The following is a 17,144-nucleotide window of genomic DNA, read 5'->3' on the forward strand; positions in this document are numbered from 1 at the left end:
CGTAGCTGCTACAAACCTTCAAGGAATACACCATGGGTCCATTGAGCGGAATGAAGATTGTCGAGATTGCCGGGATCGGCCCGGGACCGTTTGCGGCGATGATGCTGGCCGATATGGGCGCGCAGGTCATCCGCGTTTCCCGTCCCGGCACCACGATGCTGAGCCTGGCGGAAAACGAGAAGCTCGATTTCTTCAACCGCGGCAAGCGCAGCATCGCGTTGAATCTGAAGGATCCGCGCGCGATCGAGTTGGTCCTTAAAATGATTGAAGGCGCCGACGGCCTGGTGGAAGGGTATCGCCCCGGAGTCATGGAGAAACTCGGGCTTGGACCCGAGATCTGCCTCGCGCGCAATCCACGCCTGGTTTTTGGTCGGATGACCGGCTGGGGGCAGGATGGGCCGCTGGCACAGGTAGCCGGACACGACATCAACTACATCGCGCTGACTGGCGCGCTTCATGCGATCGGAGAAAAAGGCGGCAAACCGGTGGTGCCGCTGAACCTGGTCGGTGATTTTGGCGGTGGTGGCATGTTGCTCGCATTCGGAATGGTCTGCGCGATGCTGGAGGCCGCCCGATCCGGGCGAGGGCAGGTCGTCGATGCCGCGATGGTCGATGGCGCCTCGATCCTGATGAGCATGGTGTACGCGGGCTTCCAGTCGGGTTTCTGGAGCAATCAGCGAGGCAATAACATGCTCGATGGCGGCGCCCATTTCTACGGGGTCTACGAGACCGCCGACAACAAGTATGTCTCCATCGGTTCGATCGAGCCGCAGTTCTACGCGCTGTTGCTGGAGAAGCTGGAAATCGATGCCGGCGAGTTGCCGCACCAGATGGACGCGCGCCATTGGGATGCACTCAGGGAGCGGTTTACGGCGCTGTTCCGTACCCGTACCCGCGCGCAATGGTGTGCGCTGATGGAGGGTAGCGATATCTGTTTCGCACCGGTGCTCGGTATGGACGAACTCACTTCGCATCCCCATATGAAGGCTCGTGGCACCTTCGTCGAGACCGAGGGTGTGTGGCAACCGGCTCCCGCCCCGCGCTTCAGCCGCAGCGTCGCGACGCTGCCGGCGGAGCCGCGGAAAAGCGGAGCCGACACCGATGCAATCCTGGCCGAACTGGGTTGCGATGAGGCACAGCGCAAGGAGTTGCGTGATAGCGCCGTGGTTGGCTGAGAACGATTGTCGTCGCCGGACAGCGTACTGCGGGGGCGGTGTCTGTGGATTCGGGGTGACAGCGTCACCGTAGCGCGGGTTCCGTGGCCCGTCACTCAAAACAGGACGGCGAAAGGATGGCGGGGTTGAATCGGCGTGGATTCGTGGCAGTGGCCGGTGCCGGTGCGCTGTTGGGAGCCGCTGGATGCAGCAGCAACGCGAGCCACTCCGGGGCAACGCTGTTTCTGCACGGCGTTGCCAGCGGCGATCCGTTGCAGCATGCGGTGGTGATATGGACGCGGCTGAGCGGGAGCGAGGAGGCTGCGACGGTCGAATGGCTGGTTGCGCGCGACCGCAAGCTGCGTCATATCGTGCGTCGTGGCACGGTCGTGGCCTCGCCGGAACACGATTTCTGCTGCAAGATCGATGTCGATCAGCTCGAGTCCGGACACGATTATTTTTATGCATTCCGGGCGAACGGTGCGCAATCCACGGTGGGGCATACGCGTACGCTGGCCGAAGCATACCTTGCGCAGGCGCGCCTGGCGGTGGTGTCGTGTGCGCACTATCAGCAGGGACGCTACGCCGCATACGCCCGTATTGCCGCGCAGCGCGATCTCGATGCGGTGATCCATCTCGGTGACTATATCTACGAGTACGGCGACATCAGTGGCGGGACGATTGCGATCGATCCAGCACACGAAATCGTCAGCCTCGAGGATTACCGGCGTCGTTACGCGTTTTACCGCAGTGATCCTTCGTTGCAATCCTGCCACGCCAGTCATCCGTTCATAGCGGTATGGGATGACCACGAAACCGCCAACAATTCCTGGTCTGGCGGAGCACGCAACCATGACCCCGCAAGCGAGGGCAGATGGGAGGCAAGGCGAGCAGTGGCGGTCCGCGCCTGGCATGAGTGGATGCCGGTGCGCGATGCGGGCACCAGTGAGTTCATTCACCGCGCATTCCGTTTTGGGGACCTCGCCGATCTGGTGATGCTCGACACACGCATCGAGGCGCGCGACGAACCGGCGCGATCGGCGCGTCGGATTGCGGATACACCCGAGCGCCAGATGCTCGGTGCGACCCAGGAGCAGTGGCTTTTCGAACAACTGGATGCATCGATGGCACGTGGGTCGCGCTGGCGCCTGATCGGACAGCAGGTGATCTTCTCGCCGCTGGGGAATTTCAATCCCGATCAATGGGACGGTTACCCGCAGGCGCGAGAACGGGTTCTTGCGCACATCGTACAGGCCGGAATCAGGGATGTAGTGATTCTCACCGGTGATATCCACAGTTCCTGGGCGCTCGATGTGGTGCCCGATCCCTATGATCCCGAGGCCTACGACGGAAGCACGGGCGAAGGTGCGCTGGCAGTGGAATTCGTGACCTCCGGAGTCAGCTCGGAACCGCTTGGTGCATACCTGCGCCAGCGGGATCCGCAACGCCTGAAAAAAGTCATCGACGGCATCTCCAATCAGCCACATCTGCGCTATTCGGACTTGGAGAGCCGCGGCTTCATGACCCTGGACGTGCGCCGCGATGTGGTGGAAGCGCGCTGGCATGTCGTGGAGCACCCGGACGACAGCGGATCCCGTGCCCTGCTGGCACGAACCGAGAGTGTGCGCCGCGGGGACAATCACCTGCTGCGCTGAAATCCCGGTCCGCGCGTCAGGACAGCGATCGGCCAGCCGCGGTCCGGCCGGGGGCTTTTACAGTACTACTTGCCCAGCATGCCGCGGATCGAAGCGGGCAGGTCGGCCGGAATCAGCACCAGCTTGCTGTTCTCGGACAAGGCCATTTGCTTGACGGCGTCTATGTAGCGCTCGCCCAGCAGGTACATTACCGGCATTTCCTTGTCGACGATCGCCGCCGTGACCATCTCGATCGAGCGCTGGCTGGCTTGCGCCAGCACCACCTGTGCTTCGGCGTCACGACGCGAGGCCTCCAGGCGTCCGTCGGCCTCGAGTATGGCGGCCGTTTTGCTGCCTTCGGCGCGCGTCACGGTCGCGCGACGCTGGCGTTCCGCGGCCGCCTGTTCCTCCATCGCTGCCTGCATGCCGGGGGAGGGGCGGATGTCCTGGATCTCGACGGTCTTCAGGGTGATGCCCCAATCGGAAATATCGTCCGAGATTGCCTGCTTCAGGCGCGCCTTGATCTGGTCGCGTGAACACAAGGCATCGTCGAGATCCATCTCGCCGGTGATCGAGCGCAGCGAGGTCTGCACCAGGTTCTGGATGGCCATGCGGAAATCCTCGATGCCATACACGGATTTTTCCGGCTGTACGATATTGATGTAGGCGACCGCGTTCACGATGATCACCGCGTTGTCACGGGTGATCACTTCCTGCGAGGGAATGTCGAGGACGATGTCCTTGGTGGTCACCTTGTAAGCGACGCTGTCGACGTACGGAATGATGACGTTGAGCCCCGGATTGAGCGTGCAATGGTACTTGCCGAGGCGCTGGACCACCCACTTGCTGCCCTGCGGGACCATGCGTGCGCCCTTGGCGATGGTTACCGCGACCAGCGCGAAGAAGATGAAGACCGGAAACAGACTATCCATGGCAAACGCTCCCAAACGAGTGAAATCAGCGGATCTCAGCGCTTGCTGACGATCAGGGTATTTCCCGACACGTCGTCAACCGCCACGCGGTCACCGACGACTACCGGCTGCTGGCAGATGAACTGCCATTCCTCGGAACCGAGCTTTGGCGTCGCGAAACGCAGGACGCCACGCTTGTCACCGAACGGCGCGGAGATCACGTGTCCGGTCTCGCCGAGGATCGCTTCGCGCGAAAGGCCGGCCAGGGTGCGATCGGGCGAGCGGCGTTTGAAATAACCAAACCATGCCCAGGTGAACGCCGCGGAGCCAATGCTCCAGACAAGCATCTGCCAGGCAAGCGTCATCCCGGGGAACACCATCATCAGCACGCCCACGATCAGCGCCCCCACGCCAAACCACAGCGTGACGAAGGTCGGCAGGAAGATCTCCAGGCCCATCAGCAGCATGCCGAGTGCCAGCCAGTGCCAGTATTCCGGTGTCATCGCCCATGCGCTCCCATACCCTGCGAGGCCCAAGTGTAACCTGCGAGACGGACCCATGCGCCAGTGTTTTATCGATGCGGATTGTGGCGGCATGCCAGGCGCTCCTGTACCCTGCGCGCAGTTTTTCAAGGATGGCCTGCCATGATCATGAATCCACTCGGAAAGCTGTTCGGTCGTTCGCCGTTCGCGGCGCTGCAACAGCATATGGAGAAAGCGCACGAGTGTGCCGCGGAGGTGATCCCGTTTATCGATGCGGTGCTCGCGGAGGACTGGGATGCGGCCCTCGTGATCCAGAAACGCATCCAGCAGCTCGAGGAGCACGCCGATGTCACCAAGAAGGAAATCCGCTCAAACCTCCCGGGAGGTCTGCTGATTCCCGTCAAGCGCTCCGATGTGCTGGAACTTCTGCGGATGCAGGACAAGATCCCGAACCGCACCCGCGATATCGCCGGACTGATGATCGGGCGGCGCATGGTGATTCCTCCGAGCATGGCGGCACGGATGCGCGAATTCGTGTACGCCGCGGTAGACACCTCGGCCCAGGCGCTGAACGCGATCGAGGAACTCGACGAGTTGCTCGAGGCGGGCTTCATCGGGCGCGAGGCGAACCTGATACATGACATGGTCGCCAGGCTCGACGAACTCGAGATGCTGGCCGACGAAATCGAGGTGAAGATCCGTGCGGACCTGTTCGCGCTCGAAGCGGAGTTGCCGCCGGTCAACGTGATGTTTCTGTACAAGGTGATCGACTGGACCGGAGAACTCGCCGATCTTGCACAGCGCGTCGGCAGTCGGCTCGAATTGATGATGGCGGGCTGAACCCATGGAATTCATTGCGGCCAATGGCCAGTTGCTCATCCTGCTTGCCTGCGTGTTCGGATTTTTCATGGCCTGGGGCGTCGGCGCGAATGATGTCTCCAACGCCATGGGAACATCGGTCGGATCGAGGGCGATCACCATTCGCCAGGCGGTGCTGATCGCGGCTGTTTTCGAGTTCAGCGGCGCCTGGCTTGCCGGCGGTGAGGTAACGGCCACCATACGCAACGGCATCATCGATACCGAGGTCTTTGCCGCGCATGCGGATATGCTGGTGCTCGGGATGCTGGCCTCGCTGCTGGCCGCCGGCATCTGGCTGTTTTTCGCGACCCACCATGGATGGCCTGTCTCGACCACGCATTCCATCGTCGGGGCGATCGTCGGGTTCACCGCGGTCGGGGTATCGGTGGACGCCGTGCAGTGGGACAAGGTGTTGTCGATAGTCGCAAGTTGGGTGATCTCGCCGTTCCTTGCCGGATTCGTTTCCTATTGGCTGTTCATCAGCGTGCAGAAGCTGATTCTCGGTCGAGCCGATCCGTTTGCGGCGGCCAAGCGCTACGTGCCCGTCTACATGTTCTATGTCGGTGCCATGATCTCGATGGTCACCCTGACCAAGGGTTTGACGCATGTCGGTGTCCATCTGGGCTTCGTGCAGTCCCTTGGCGTATCGGTGATCGTCGGTGGGGTGGTGATGGGGATCGGGATGCTGATGCTGCGGCGGGTAAAGCAGGATACCTCGCTCGAACAGCGCAGTGGTTTTCGTTTTGCCAACGTGGAGCGAGTGTTTGCCATCCTGATGGTCTTCACCGCCTGTTCGATGGCGTTTGCGCATGGCTCGAACGATGTGGCGAACGCGGTGGGGCCGCTGGCAGCCGTGGTATCGGTGGTTGCATCCGGCGGATTGATCGAGCAGACCTCGGCGCTGCCGTCCTGGATTCTGCTGCTGGGCGCGGTCGGGATCGTGGCCGGTCTGGCGACCTACGGCTACAAGGTCATTGCCACGATCGGCGAGAAGATCACCGAGCTCACGCCAAGCCGCGGTTTCGCCGCGGAACTCGGGGCCGCCACCACCGTGGTGATAGCCTCCGGCGCCGGATTGCCGATCTCGACCACCCACACGCTGGTCGGCGCGGTGCTCGGCGTGGGGCTCGCGCGTGGTATCGGCGCGCTCGACCTCAGGGTGATCGGAAATATCCTGCTGAGCTGGATCGTGACGCTGCCCGCTGGCGCGTTACTCGCGATAGTGATTTTCTTTGTACTGAAGTTCCTGTTGTACTGAAACCCTCACCAGCTGCCGGTATTGGGCATCGACAGCCACGGCTCGCGGGGTTCGAGTGCGGCGCCTTCCTGCAGCAGTTCGATCGAGATGCCATCGGGCGAGCGCACGAACGCCATGCGCCCGTCACGCGGCGGGCGATTGATCGTGACCCCCAGGTCCAGCAACTTCCGGCACAGTTCATATATGTCCGCGACCGAAAATGCCACGTGCCCGAAATTGCGGCCACCGGAATACTGTTCGGGATCCCAGTTCCAGGTCAGTTCGAGCTGCGGCGCGCCTGCGGCCGCTGCCACAACCGCGTCGCCCGGCGCCGCCAGATAAACCAGCGTGAACCGTCCCTGTTCGCTGTCGAAACGACGCTCCTCAATCAGCCCCAGTTTGCGGCAGTAGAAATCGAGCGATCGTTCGAGGTCGCTGACGCGAACCATGGTGTGCAGATAATGCATTCAGGACTCCCGAAAATGAGGTTGAGGGCTGAAGTGTAGCGACCCGCATCCGCCGGTGCACGAGCGGGCGCGCCGGATTGACAGCTTTGCGGAGTACACCGAAACTGCATTCGAGACTAACACCAGTTAGCAATCAAGGAGCGCGCATGTCCGGCTGCCCATTCGCCGATCTCACCAGTCCCGATGTTCACCGCGGTGGTGTGCCGGCAAAACTCTATCGTGAGTTGCGCGCGGCGCGCGTTGTGCGCCAGGAGAACCCCGAGCGAGGCGGGGAGGGCTTCTGGGGATTCTTCCGCCAGGAGGATGTCGATCGCATCTCAAAGCACCCCGCGCAATTTTCCTCGGCACTGAAGAGTTCCTTCATGAACGATGTGGCCGAAGAACAACTGCCGCTGATGCGCACCATGATCCTGAACATGGACCCGCCGGATCACATAAAGTACCGACGTATCGTGCGCAATGCGTTTACCCCGTCGAAAGTCGACTCCTGCGAGCCCGGCTTCCGCAAAGTGGTGCGCGATGCAGTGGATGCGATCGCCGCACGCGGCGAGTGCGAGTTCGTGACGGACATTGCCTGCATTCTGCCGCTGGCGGCGATCTGCGAAATTCTCGGCGTGCCGCTCGAGGATCGGGGCAAGTTCTTCGACTGGACCAATACCATGATCGGCGCCGATGATCCAGATGTGAACACCAGCGAGTTCGATGGCCAGATGGCGGCGGCGGAACTCTATATGTACGCCGACAGGATCATGGCCCTGCACCGCGAGAATCCGCGTGACGACATCGTGGGCGCCTTGCTGCGCGGGACCGTTGCCGGCGAGCATCTCAACGAGGACGAGTTCCGCAGCTTCATCCTGTTGCTGATCGTCGCGGGGAACGAGACCACGCGCACCATGACCAGCCAGGGAATGCGCCTGTTGATGGAGCACCCCGAGCAGTTCCGGATGCTGGTCGATGATCCTTCGCTGGTACCGGATGCGGTGGAAGAGATCCTGCGATTCAATCCGGCGGTGATCAATTTCAGGCGCACCGTAACGGAGCCCGTCGAGGTGGCGGGACAGTCGCTCGAACTCGGTGACAAGGTGGTGATGTTTTACCAGTCCGCCAGCCGCGACGAGGCAAATTTCGCAAACCCTGATGTCTTCGATATCACCCGTCCGCGGCGCGAGGATGTCAGGAATCAGCATCGCGCATTCGGCATCGGCGAGCACTTCTGCCTGGGCAGCCACCTGGCGCGCCTGCAACTGAAGATCGTATTCGAGGAGTTGTGCGCTCGGCTGCGCAATCCGCGTCTGAACGGCGAAATCAGCTGGCTGCGTTCAAATTTTATCCACGGCATCAAGGAGATGCCGATCGCCTTCGATGTGGTGAGCTGAACGGAGCTGCTCCGGGCAGGTCCTCAACGGCTTGAAACGCTCGAGCCGGAGTTGGTGCCGTGGTCTGGACCTTGGATGAATTTCGCTCATCAACCGACGTGGACGGCACCCGATAGCGATATGCAGAATGCCATCTATCGCAAAAGCGCGATATCTAAAACACTATAAATCATGCCGTTAACGATCAATCCTGATGACGTTTATCGCATGAATAAGTCTGTGGTCCGCCACCTGAATTGTACGCAAAGGCTGCATTTTTGAATGCGGGGGGGCCAGATCGGTCCGCGCAACTCCGACTCATCTTAAAGTGCGCATAATGTATATTATGTTAAATATGACAATTATCGCGATGCATCATGCCTGACCGTGCACCGCACGATGCATTGAAGCATTAAGCTTGCGCAGCGCGCTGACCGGGCGAGTATCTTCCGGCGTGCAAGCGTTCAACGGATCTACAGAGGCAGGGTCGAGAGGTTTCCATGCTGGATCTGGATTTTGACAGCAGCGCGCTGTGCGACTGGCTGGATGCATTGCGCGGTGATTCCGCTCATACCGTGATCAGTCGCATGCGCGGTGGCGGCTCCTGCGACCTGTTCGAGATCAGACGCGGCGATGCCCATTGGGTCATGCGCCGTGCGCCGGCGAACGCTTCCTCGGCCACCGCCCACAACGTGATTCGCGAACACACCATCATTGCCGCGTTGCAGGATCAGGACGTGCGCGTGCCAACCATTGTCGGTGCCTGTGAAGATCCCGGCGTGGCCAACGCACCGTTCTACCTGATGGAATTCATCGATGGCGAGGTCATCCGGCGCAAGCTTCCCGATTGCTATCGGCGATCACCCGCGACCCAGCCCTGTATCGGTGCGGAACTCATCGATGCGCTGGTGCAACTCCACGCGGTTGATTGGCAGCAGACGCTACTCAGGAATCTGGGGCAGCCGGAAAACTTCCTTGGCCGGCAGGTCGGTCGCTGGATGAGCCAGCTCGAGAGCTACCGTTGCCGCAACATCGAGGGTGTTGATCAGCTTGCGGGTTGGCTGGATCAGAACCGGCCACGGCATGGCTCGATCACCCTGATGCACGGTGACTACAAGTTGGACAACGCCATCTTCAGCACGGAGTTGCCGCCGCAGCTGCTGTCACTGCTGGATTTCGAAATGAGCACCATTGGCGACCCGATCATCGACCTTGCCTGGGCCATGATTTTCTGGCCCGAGCAGGATAACCGGCTGGCCATTGCCGGATTTCACGAGCCGGGCGGGATGGACCCCGGATACTGTCAGACGCCGCGGCAGTTGCAACAGCGATACGCGCAGGCCACGGGTCGCTCGCTCGATGAGTTCGACTGGTACCAGGCATTCGCGGCGTGGAAACTGGGTATCGTGCTCGAAGGCTCCTACGCCAAGCACCTGCGCGGCGAATCCGGCAACCCCAAGCATGAATTCTTTGGCTTCATGGCCGATCAGCTGATGCTGCGTGCCCGACGTTTTGCCGTGTAAGGAGGAATCGATGACCGATCTGTTTGATGTGAGCGGCAAGGTCGTGTTGATCACCGGCGGCAGTCGCGGCCTGGGCAAGGCCATGTGCCTGGAGTTCGCACGCCGTGGCGCGCGGCTCGCCATCGTCAGCCGCAAGCTCGCGGAATGCGAGAAGGTCGCGCGCCAGGCCCGGGATCTCGGCGCCGCTGCCCTGCCCCTGGCATGCCATGTCGGTGACTGGGACTCGCTGAGCGGCCTGATCGACACGGTATGCAAGCACTTCGGCAGAATCGATGTGTTGATCAACAACGCCGGCATGTCACCGCTCGCACCTTCCTTGCTCGAAACCAGCGAACTTCTGTTCGACAAGATCATCGGAGTCAACCTCAAGGGACCGCTGCGACTGACCGCTCTGGCTGCAGCCCGCATGGCGCAATCCGGTGGCGGCTCGATCATCAATATCAGCTCGCTTGCCGCCCTCAAGCCTTCTCCGCTCACCACGGTCTACAGCGCGGCCAAGGCCGGCCTCAATGCACTTACGGTTGCCAGCGCCCAGGAGTACGCGTCGCACAACGTACGGGTCAATGGGATCGTCTGCGGCACATTCGATACCGATTCGACGGCGGGCTTCGTGCGCAACGAGAGCACCCTGCCCCAGGTGATAGAACCCATTGCGATGAAGCGCGTCGGTGAGCCTCGGGAAGTGGTCGGTGCCTGTATCTACTTCGCCTCCGCGGCATCCAGCTACACGACCGGCACCCTGCTTTGCATCGATGGAGGTGCGCGGCCGTAGCGCGATCCTGCACCACGCAGGCAAAGCGTGCCGGAATCGCTCAGTCCTGCGCCGACGGCGACACAAACAGATCCGGCTCGCCGTCCTGCCAGTCACGCTCGCGGCTGCGCTGGCGCTCCTTGCCCTCGAACATGCTCCGGAACGTGCGTCCGCACCCTGGCGGCAATTGCTCGGTGTACTCCCAGATGCGTTCGTAACCGGTGTGAAGGATCTTCCACTCGCCGTCGCGCTTCAGGTAGCGGTCCCAGTAGATACCGTTGCCGCGGATCTTGAGGTTGTGCTCGAGCACGTAAACCGTGTCTTCCATGTACCAGATGCCGGTGGCCGAATCGCCGTCCAGGATATCGATCTCCGGATGGTGCCCGTGGTGCTGGCTGAGTATTTTGGGATTGCCCAATCCCTTCTCGAAGAAATCCAGGATCGCATCCTTGCCCCGGCAGGCATGCCGGCCATTGTCATACGAGGTGCTCGCCCCGTCGACGAACAACTCCAGCAAGGGTCCGAACTGCTTGCAATCCACATGGCGGAAATAGCGGTACTTCAGCCGTTTGATCCGCTCCACCTCTGCAAGGCAGTCTGTCATCCGCGCCTCCCCTTCGTCTGATCCGAAAACTGTCCGATTGCGAGCACCAACCTTTGTTCCGCGACGTGTTCCTGCTAGGGTACCAACGGTACCGCGTCAGACAGTTCGTAATCCACGACCGCGCGAATCTTGTGTTCGATCTGCATATAGCGCACGACTTTCATTCCCGGCATGACCTTCAATAATTTCGGAAGGTAGGATTTGTTCAGTTTCAGGGTGTCCTCATCGATGGCGATCATTTCGCGCACGAGTTTCTCGGCAGTCGCATCGTCCAGGGCCCCTGCATCATATTGCCCTGCATAGGTCTTGATGACGGCCAGGGTGCGCTTGTTCAGCAGGTTGAGCTCCTGCTGATAGACATCGTAGAGCGGCCAGAACCCCGCCGCTTCGGTATCCGTGAGCTTCATATTGCCGGCGACGAGCATCTTTTTGTCCACCCGGATCTTGTTGCCGAGCATCTGCAGATTATGTTCCGCCAGGGCGGTCGGCGCGTCCTCGGCGCTGGCCGTGTTGAAAGCAAACGCCAGGGCGCATACAAGAAGGCCTGTAATGAGTTTCATCGATGGTTCTCCGGATGGATCCGTGTTGATTTGGCTGCCGATTCGACTCGGATGTGAAGATGATACCTGCTTTCGAAGCTCTTTGGATCGCGGTCGGTGACGGCCGCGATCACGACGAGGAACAGACTTGCTGAACGGTCCAGAGGTCTTTGCGCGGATGAGGGGCGGGCTGTCGAGCGCTTGAAGCGCCGCGACACGAGCGCCTCAGCGAATGGTCTTGGTGACGACCGCGGATAGCTCGCTGACCAAACCATTGGTATCGAGAGCGCTGACCGCAAAATGATAGGTATCGGGTGAGAGATCGCTGACCTTGTGGCTGATCTTCTGCGGGTTCTTGATCTCGATCACCTTGCTGGTACCGGACTTTTCGGTGGTGATGTATATCTCGTAGCCGGCCAGCTCACCGAAGGCCAGCGCCGAACCGTTGGCGCGGGTGGTCGGCACGCTCCAGCTGAGCGTCGCCGAGCGGCTGGCCTCGGAACTGAACACTGGCCTCAGGTAAAATATCGCTTGCGGATCGGCCAGCATACGGCGCATGTCCCGGTAGAATTTCACCAAGCTCGAGTTGTCCGACGATTCCAGCGAGGCTACCGGCCCGGGGTTGATGACGCATGAACCGGTTTCGCCCGCGCAGAAATGGCGATGTCCCGTCGCCCACCCGGTAAACACATAGCCCGCCTTGGGAACCGCCGTAAACGTGTCCGAAAAGCCGAAACCCGGAACATTCACCAGACAGGTCCGGCCCGAAGCGCAATTGTGGTTGCCGCTGCCGGATATCACCGAACCGCCTGCGGGGGCGCTGACCTGGACCTTGCAGCCATGAAGCGAGAGCAGCAGCAGGCAAATGCCGACGAGTTTTGTGCACTTGATCATTTCCACACCATGATTTCAGCAGGCGACGCCGCACTTCGGCAGCGCAACGCCTCCGACGAATGTCCGCTTGAAGTGTAGACAAGGATACGCATCTTTCAATGCGCAATCAGTCCCGGACGAGATCCGGCGGGCAGCTTTCCGCTGCTGTTGCGCGTCCTCTAGATATGGGTGCCGTCGGGAATGACGGCATTTTTCGCAATGACCACGATACCGTCGCGCACGTAGTACCGCGAGTCATCCACCGCCGACGGTTTGCCATGCGGCGAAATGTGCACGTTGTTGCCGATCCGGGCATTCTTGTCGATGATCGCGTTCTCGATGCGGCAGTTTTCCCCGATGCCGATGCGCGGTCTGCCATCGCGCTGCGCCTTCCGTATCGATTCCTCCGACTCGTAGTAGTCACTACCGAACGTGATTACCCGGTGAAGCTGCGAACCACGCCCGATGATGCTGCGGATGCCTACCAGGCTGTGACTGATCCGGGAGGGATTGATGATGCAACCGTCCGAGATCACCGCATGGTCGATCTGGGCGCCATTGATTTTCGAGGCGGGAAGAAACCTCGGGTGGGTGAATATGGGCGCCGCCATGTTGTAGAAATCGAAGCGCGGCAGCTCGCAGGTGGCATCGAGATTGGCTGCGAAGAAAGAACCGATGGTTCCGATATCCTCCCAGTAACCCTGGAACACGAACGAGTGCACACGATGGGTAGCGATGGCATGCGGAATGATGTGCTTGCCGAAATCGGTGTGGGTATTGTCGAGCAACTCGACCAGCGTGGCCCGGTTGAACACATAGATTCCCATCGAGGCCAGGTAGCGATCGCCGTCGTGTGCCGGCAGCTCGAGCGTGGCACGCGATTCGGCGTCGATGGCCAGCGAATCCAGCAACGTCGTGTCGGCGGGCTTTTCGACGAAGCGCCGGATACGCCGCTCATGATCCATCTGCATTATGCCGAGTCCGTGAGCCTCCTCGCGCCTGACCGGCAGCGTGGCGATGGTGAGCTCGGCTCCTGCCGCAACATGTGCATCGATCAATTCGCGAAAATCCATGCGGTACAACTGGTCGCCGCTGAGGATCAGCACGTACTCGAAATCATTGTTCAGCAGATGCACGAGGTTCTTGCGCACCGCATCCGCCGTGCCTTCGTACCAGGTCGTGGAGCCGGTGGTCTGGCCGGCGGCCAGTATCTCGACGAAGCCGCCGGCGAAATGATCGAACTGGTAGGACTGGGAGATGTGCCGGTGCAACGAGACGGAATTGAACTGGGTCAGGACGTAGATGCGCCGCATCGCCGAATTGATGCAGTTGGATATCGGGATGTCGACCAGGCGGTATTTGCCGGCCAGCGGCACTGCCGGCTTGGCACGCTCGGCAGTGAGCGGAAACAGCCGCGTGCCTGCACCGCCGCCCATGATGACGCTGAGCACCTTGCTGCTGCTCGCGGTGCTGCTGTGTACGGAGGACATCGCTCAATCCACTCGGCGGAGGTTTTGATCCAGTATAGAAGTCAAATCTCAGCCCGCGCGGGCCAGCCATGCACGCAGCAGCGAGCTGGCGAGAGCAAACGGCGGTGGCGGCATGAAACGGGCATCCGCAGTACCCGCCAGCGCCGCCTCGACAGCTGCGCGATCGACCCAGATCGCGTCCTGCAATTCACGGGCGTCGAGGGTGATCGCGGCATGTTCGGCCTCGACGATACAGCCCATCATCAGTGAGGAAGGAAATGGCCAAGGCTGGCTCACGATATAGTGCACGGCACCGGTCCCGATACCGGCTTCTTCCTTGATCTCGCGGCGCACCGCTTCCTCCAGCGATTCACCGGGCTCGATGAATCCTGCCAGGGCGGAATAGAGTCGTGGCGGAAAACCGGGTTGCCGACCGATCAGCACCTGCCCCTCGAACTCGGCAAGCATGATCACTACCGGATCGACACGCGGAAAATGTTCCGCCGCGCAACGCGCGCATTTGCGCCCCCACCCGGCCCGGAAAATTTCCGTGGCATTGCCGCAGCGGGCACAGAATCCGTGCCGGTAGTGCCAGTCGACCAGGCTGCGCGCACCACCGTAAAGTGCCGCATCGGCGCCGGGCATGCGCGCCAGCACCTGCATCACCGCCATCGAGCGTGATATCGAATCCGCCTCGGCAACCTTGAGCTCGGCAAAACACGGCACATCGCCATCGAGACCGAGCAGAACCAGTTCATTGCCCGGATCGGACTCCGCGAGACCGAGCCAGCGCAGGCGCCCGTCCGGCCCCACCTGCGGGTCGAGCCCGTTGAGTGCCAACAACCGGGCGCGCGGGTCGTGCCGGGCCGCGTCGAGGCCCTCGCGGTCCTCGCGCAGATGATCGGCGTGATCGAGTATCGAACCGGTAAATCCGGGAGCGGCTGGCATGGGCGATTTCCTGATGGTGAGGCGCTTATGGTCGCATGAACTGACCACCATCGACATTCAGCACATGCCCGGTGATCCAGCGTGACTCGTCCGAAAGCAGGAACAGCGCGGCATCGGCCAGGTCCTGCGGCTGCCCGAGACGCCCGATCGGCATGGTTTTCAGCATTTCCTGTGCGTAGGAACCGGCGGTCTTCTGCAGCGCTCCCGTGTCGGTGGGACCCGGCGCGAGCGCATTGATGCGGATATTGCGCGGCCCGAGCTCCCGCGCCAGGCTCTGCGTAATGCCGTTCATCGCGAGCTTGGCCACACCATAGAAGCCCACACCCATCCATGCGGCGGTGGAAGACTGGTTGATGATGCTGCCACCACCACCGACGCTCATGTGCTCGACCACGGCGCGCGTCATGATCAGGCAGCCATGCGCATTGACCCTCATGAACTTCTCGAGGTAGTCCATATCCACGCTGAGATAGCTGTCGAGACGCATGTCGCCAAAGATCGCCGCGTTGTTGATCAGGTAATCGATGCGCCCGAAGCGCTCCATTGCGGCGTCCGCACAGGCCCTGGCCGATGCCTCGCTTGCGACGTCGGTACGCACGAACAGCGCGCTGCCACCACTGGCGTCGATCTCCTCGGCAACGCGGCTGCCGCCCTGCTCGCTGAGTTCGGCAATCACCACGTTCATGCCGCGTGCGGCGCCCACTTTTGCATAGCATTCGCCGATGCCGCCGCCGGCACCGGTGACGATCAGGGTTTTTCCGTTGAAATCCATGGGTATGTCCTATTTTGTGGCTAAAGGGGAATCGTTCAGTACAGCGTGCCGAAAAGCCGGTCGTGGAGCAGCGTGATCGTGGCCTGATTGCCCAGCTGCAGGTTCTCGTTGTACCGCGTGCTTGGCCGCGATGCCGCCACGAGCCTCAATCGATGACCTTGCCGGGATTCATGATTCCGAGCGGATCAAAGACATCCTTCACCCTGCGCAACAGCTGCAACTCGCCAGCGCTGCGCGTGCAGCAAAGATAGTCCTTCTTCAGCAAGCCAACGCCGTGTTCCGCGGAGATACTGCCGCCAAACTCACCGAGCAGCGTCGCGATGCTGCGGGTCGCGCCGGCACAGCGGGCAGTGAACTGCGCTGCCGCCATGCCATCGGGCTTGAGAATGTTCAGATGCAGATTGCCGTCGCCGATATGGCCGTACCAGACCACTTCCATCGCTGCGTACTCGCGGCGCACCAACGCCTCGACCTGCTCGATGAATGCCGGCATCCGCGAGATCGCCACCGAGATATCGTTCTTGTAGGGATGCCAGCGTGACAGCGTCTCCGAGATGTCCTCGCGCAGGCGCCACAGGGCGCGTGCCTGGCCAAGGCTCTGGCTCAGCACCCCGTCGCGCACCCAGCCCTGTGCGAGACAGTGTTCGAACAGGGCCAGCGCCCGATCCGTGTCATCGGCTTCGATTTCCAGCAAGCAATAGAACGCATGCGTGCCCTCGAGCGGCGCGCTCGCGTCGGTGTGTCGCAGTACCTTCCGCAGCGCGTTGTCGGCGAAGAACTCGAATGCAGCGAGCTCGATATCACGGCTGAAGACCTGCAGAACCTGCATGATCGAGGCGCAATCGGGCACTCCGAGCAGCATCACGCGGACCATCGGGGGCTGGCGCTGCAGCCGCAGCGTGACCTCGGTGACGATACCGAGAATGCCCTCCGAGCCGATGAACAGGTGACGAAAATCGGGACCGCTGTTGTTCTTTATCAGGCCCCGGTTGAGCTCGAGCACTTCGCCATTGCCATCCACGACCTGCAGCCCGAGCACCTGGTCGCGGGTCATGCCATACCGTATCACCCTGGTTCCCCCGGCGTTGGTCGCGACGTTGCCACCGATATGGCTCGAGCCCGCGGACGCAAAGTCGACTCCGTAATGGAAGCCCTGCGCGGAGGCATGTTCCTGCACCCGCGCGGTGATCATGCCGGCCTGAACCGTGAGACTGCGTGCCACCGGATCGAAATCGATCAGGCGGTCCATGCGTTCGAGCGCGACGACCAATTCGCCGTTGCGCGCGACCGCGCCACCGCTGAGCCCAGTGCGCCCGCCGCTGGGTACCAGGGCGATGCGCTGTTCGCGTGCGAGTTGCACGATGCGTTGCACTTCTGCGGTCGATCCGGGCAGTACCACGCAGGTGGGTGCCGGTCGCCAGCCACTGCTGCGATCGACGCCGAATTGCTCCAGGGCATCGCGATCGTTGCGCACATGGCGCGGTCCGACGATCTCGGCAAGTGCGGAAAGCAGCATATTTCAACCAGCCACGACGTATAAATAAGATTAATAGAATCGTATATGCTA

The 17,144-nt window shown here is 61.3% G+C and carries 17 protein-coding genes; 7 read left to right on the forward strand and 10 right to left on the reverse strand.

Features of this window, described 5'->3' with window-relative positions; translation table 11 throughout:
- Window positions 1-32: 32 nt before the first annotated feature.
- Complete coding sequence (locus IPF49_01205) at window positions 33-1,175, forward strand: CoA transferase (GenBank protein MBK6286262.1); 1,143 nt, start codon at window positions 33-35, stop codon at window positions 1,173-1,175.
- A 116-nt stretch (window positions 1,176-1,291) separates the two neighbouring features.
- Window positions 1,292-2,809 (forward strand): alkaline phosphatase D family protein, encoded by a 1,518-nt coding sequence (locus tag IPF49_01210; GenBank protein ID MBK6286263.1) that lies wholly within the window; start codon window positions 1,292-1,294, stop codon window positions 2,807-2,809.
- Between the two features lie 65 nt (window positions 2,810-2,874).
- Here the strand turns inward: IPF49_01210 and IPF49_01215 are convergent, their stop codons facing one another.
- Together IPF49_01215 and IPF49_01220 are read right to left on the reverse strand one after the other, a co-directional pair.
- Entirely contained in the window at window positions 2,875-3,720 is an 846-nt protein-coding gene (locus IPF49_01215; protein ID MBK6286264.1) for a paraslipin, read from the reverse strand.
- Between the two features lie 35 nt (window positions 3,721-3,755).
- The gene (locus IPF49_01220) at window positions 3,756-4,202 is read right to left on the reverse strand and encodes an NfeD family protein (protein MBK6286265.1); all 447 of its coding nucleotides are present in this window, start codon (window positions 4,200-4,202) and stop codon (window positions 3,756-3,758) included.
- A 141-nt stretch (window positions 4,203-4,343) separates the two neighbouring features.
- Between IPF49_01220 and IPF49_01225 the strand changes: the two genes are divergently transcribed.
- Together IPF49_01225 and IPF49_01230 are read left to right on the forward strand one after the other, a co-directional pair.
- Complete coding sequence (locus IPF49_01225) at window positions 4,344-5,021, forward strand: TIGR00153 family protein (GenBank protein MBK6286266.1); 678 nt, start codon at window positions 4,344-4,346, stop codon at window positions 5,019-5,021.
- A 4-nt stretch (window positions 5,022-5,025) separates the two neighbouring features.
- Window positions 5,026-6,297, forward strand: a complete 1,272-nt coding sequence (locus IPF49_01230; protein ID MBK6286267.1) for an inorganic phosphate transporter — start codon at window positions 5,026-5,028, stop codon at window positions 6,295-6,297.
- A 5-nt stretch (window positions 6,298-6,302) separates the two neighbouring features.
- Here IPF49_01230 and IPF49_01235 read toward each other — a convergent pair whose 3' ends face one another.
- On the reverse strand, window positions 6,303-6,743 hold the full coding sequence (locus IPF49_01235; protein MBK6286268.1) for a VOC family protein: 441 nt from the start codon (window positions 6,741-6,743) through the stop codon (window positions 6,303-6,305).
- A 146-nt stretch (window positions 6,744-6,889) separates the two neighbouring features.
- Between IPF49_01235 and IPF49_01240 the strand changes: the two genes are divergently transcribed.
- The 3 genes from IPF49_01240 (at window position 6,890) to IPF49_01250 (ending at window position 10,393) form a co-directional block, all read left to right on the forward strand.
- Window positions 6,890-8,119: a cytochrome P450 gene (locus IPF49_01240; protein ID MBK6286269.1), complete on the forward strand. Its 1,230-nt coding sequence runs from the start codon at window positions 6,890-6,892 to the stop codon at window positions 8,117-8,119.
- 479 nt (window positions 8,120-8,598) lie between these two features.
- Window positions 8,599-9,621, forward strand: a complete 1,023-nt coding sequence (locus tag IPF49_01245; GenBank protein MBK6286270.1) for a phosphotransferase family protein — start codon at window positions 8,599-8,601, stop codon at window positions 9,619-9,621.
- A gap of 10 nt (window positions 9,622-9,631) precedes the next feature.
- Window positions 9,632-10,393, forward strand: a complete 762-nt coding sequence (locus IPF49_01250; GenBank protein ID MBK6286271.1) for a glucose 1-dehydrogenase — start codon at window positions 9,632-9,634, stop codon at window positions 10,391-10,393.
- Window positions 10,394-10,433: 40 nt separating this feature from the next.
- Here IPF49_01250 and IPF49_01255 read toward each other — a convergent pair whose 3' ends face one another.
- From IPF49_01255 to IPF49_01285, 7 genes are all read right to left on the reverse strand, one after another.
- Window positions 10,434-10,976, reverse strand: coding sequence for a nuclear transport factor 2 family protein (locus IPF49_01255; protein MBK6286272.1), 543 nt, complete (start codon window positions 10,974-10,976; stop codon window positions 10,434-10,436).
- A 74-nt stretch (window positions 10,977-11,050) separates the two neighbouring features.
- A complete protein-coding gene (locus IPF49_01260; protein ID MBK6286273.1) occupies window positions 11,051-11,536 on the reverse strand; it encodes a hypothetical protein in 486 nt (161 codons plus the stop codon).
- Window positions 11,537-11,740: 204 nt separating this feature from the next.
- Entirely contained in the window at window positions 11,741-12,409 is a 669-nt protein-coding gene (locus tag IPF49_01265; GenBank protein MBK6286274.1) for a fibronectin type III domain-containing protein, read from the reverse strand.
- Window positions 12,410-12,567: 158 nt separating this feature from the next.
- Window positions 12,568-13,878: a glucose-1-phosphate adenylyltransferase gene (locus tag IPF49_01270; GenBank protein MBK6286275.1), complete on the reverse strand. Its 1,311-nt coding sequence runs from the start codon at window positions 13,876-13,878 to the stop codon at window positions 12,568-12,570.
- 48 nt (window positions 13,879-13,926) lie between these two features.
- Window positions 13,927-14,805 (reverse strand): NAD(+) diphosphatase, encoded by an 879-nt coding sequence (nudC, locus tag IPF49_01275; protein ID MBK6286276.1) that lies wholly within the window; start codon window positions 14,803-14,805, stop codon window positions 13,927-13,929.
- Between the two features lie 25 nt (window positions 14,806-14,830).
- Entirely contained in the window at window positions 14,831-15,577 is a 747-nt protein-coding gene (locus IPF49_01280) for an SDR family oxidoreductase (GenBank protein ID MBK6286277.1), read from the reverse strand.
- A gap of 145 nt (window positions 15,578-15,722) precedes the next feature.
- The gene (locus IPF49_01285; protein ID MBK6286278.1) at window positions 15,723-17,093 is read right to left on the reverse strand and encodes an FAD-binding oxidoreductase; all 1,371 of its coding nucleotides are present in this window, start codon (window positions 17,091-17,093) and stop codon (window positions 15,723-15,725) included.
- Between the last annotated feature and the right edge of the window lie 51 nt (window positions 17,094-17,144).

The sequence above is a fragment of the Gammaproteobacteria bacterium genome (assembly GCA_016705365.1).
In the GTDB taxonomy this organism is placed as follows: Bacteria; Pseudomonadota; Gammaproteobacteria; order Pseudomonadales; family UBA5518; genus UBA5518.

What these genes read in the sequence shown, in the direction of transcription:
- IPF49_01205 (MBK6286262.1), top strand. Translation starts at nt 33, where the DNA reads ATGGGTCCATTGAGCGGAATGAAGATTGTCGAGATTGCCGGGATCGGC.
- IPF49_01210 (MBK6286263.1), top strand. Translation starts at nt 1,292, where the DNA reads ATGGCGGGGTTGAATCGGCGTGGATTCGTGGCAGTGGCCGGTGCCGGT.
- IPF49_01215 (MBK6286264.1), bottom strand. Translation starts at nt 3,720, where the DNA reads ATGGATAGTCTGTTTCCGGTCTTCATCTTCTTCGCGCTGGTCGCGGTA.
- IPF49_01220 (MBK6286265.1), bottom strand. Translation starts at nt 4,202, where the DNA reads ATGACACCGGAATACTGGCACTGGCTGGCACTCGGCATGCTGCTGATG.
- IPF49_01225 (MBK6286266.1), top strand. Translation starts at nt 4,344, where the DNA reads ATGATCATGAATCCACTCGGAAAGCTGTTCGGTCGTTCGCCGTTCGCG.
- IPF49_01230 (MBK6286267.1), top strand. Translation starts at nt 5,026, where the DNA reads ATGGAATTCATTGCGGCCAATGGCCAGTTGCTCATCCTGCTTGCCTGC.
- IPF49_01235 (MBK6286268.1), bottom strand. Translation starts at nt 6,743, where the DNA reads ATGCATTATCTGCACACCATGGTTCGCGTCAGCGACCTCGAACGATCG.
- IPF49_01240 (MBK6286269.1), top strand. Translation starts at nt 6,890, where the DNA reads ATGTCCGGCTGCCCATTCGCCGATCTCACCAGTCCCGATGTTCACCGC.
- IPF49_01245 (MBK6286270.1), top strand. Translation starts at nt 8,599, where the DNA reads ATGCTGGATCTGGATTTTGACAGCAGCGCGCTGTGCGACTGGCTGGAT.
- IPF49_01250 (MBK6286271.1), top strand. Translation starts at nt 9,632, where the DNA reads ATGACCGATCTGTTTGATGTGAGCGGCAAGGTCGTGTTGATCACCGGC.
- IPF49_01255 (MBK6286272.1), bottom strand. Translation starts at nt 10,976, where the DNA reads ATGACAGACTGCCTTGCAGAGGTGGAGCGGATCAAACGGCTGAAGTAC.
- IPF49_01260 (MBK6286273.1), bottom strand. Translation starts at nt 11,536, where the DNA reads ATGAAACTCATTACAGGCCTTCTTGTATGCGCCCTGGCGTTTGCTTTC.
- IPF49_01265 (MBK6286274.1), bottom strand. Translation starts at nt 12,409, where the DNA reads ATGATCAAGTGCACAAAACTCGTCGGCATTTGCCTGCTGCTGCTCTCG.
- IPF49_01270 (MBK6286275.1), bottom strand. Translation starts at nt 13,878, where the DNA reads ATGTCCTCCGTACACAGCAGCACCGCGAGCAGCAGCAAGGTGCTCAGC.
- nudC (MBK6286276.1), bottom strand. Translation starts at nt 14,805, where the DNA reads ATGCCAGCCGCTCCCGGATTTACCGGTTCGATACTCGATCACGCCGAT.
- IPF49_01280 (MBK6286277.1), bottom strand. Translation starts at nt 15,577, where the DNA reads ATGGATTTCAACGGAAAAACCCTGATCGTCACCGGTGCCGGCGGCGGC.
- IPF49_01285 (MBK6286278.1), bottom strand. Translation starts at nt 17,093, where the DNA reads ATGCTGCTTTCCGCACTTGCCGAGATCGTCGGACCGCGCCATGTGCGC.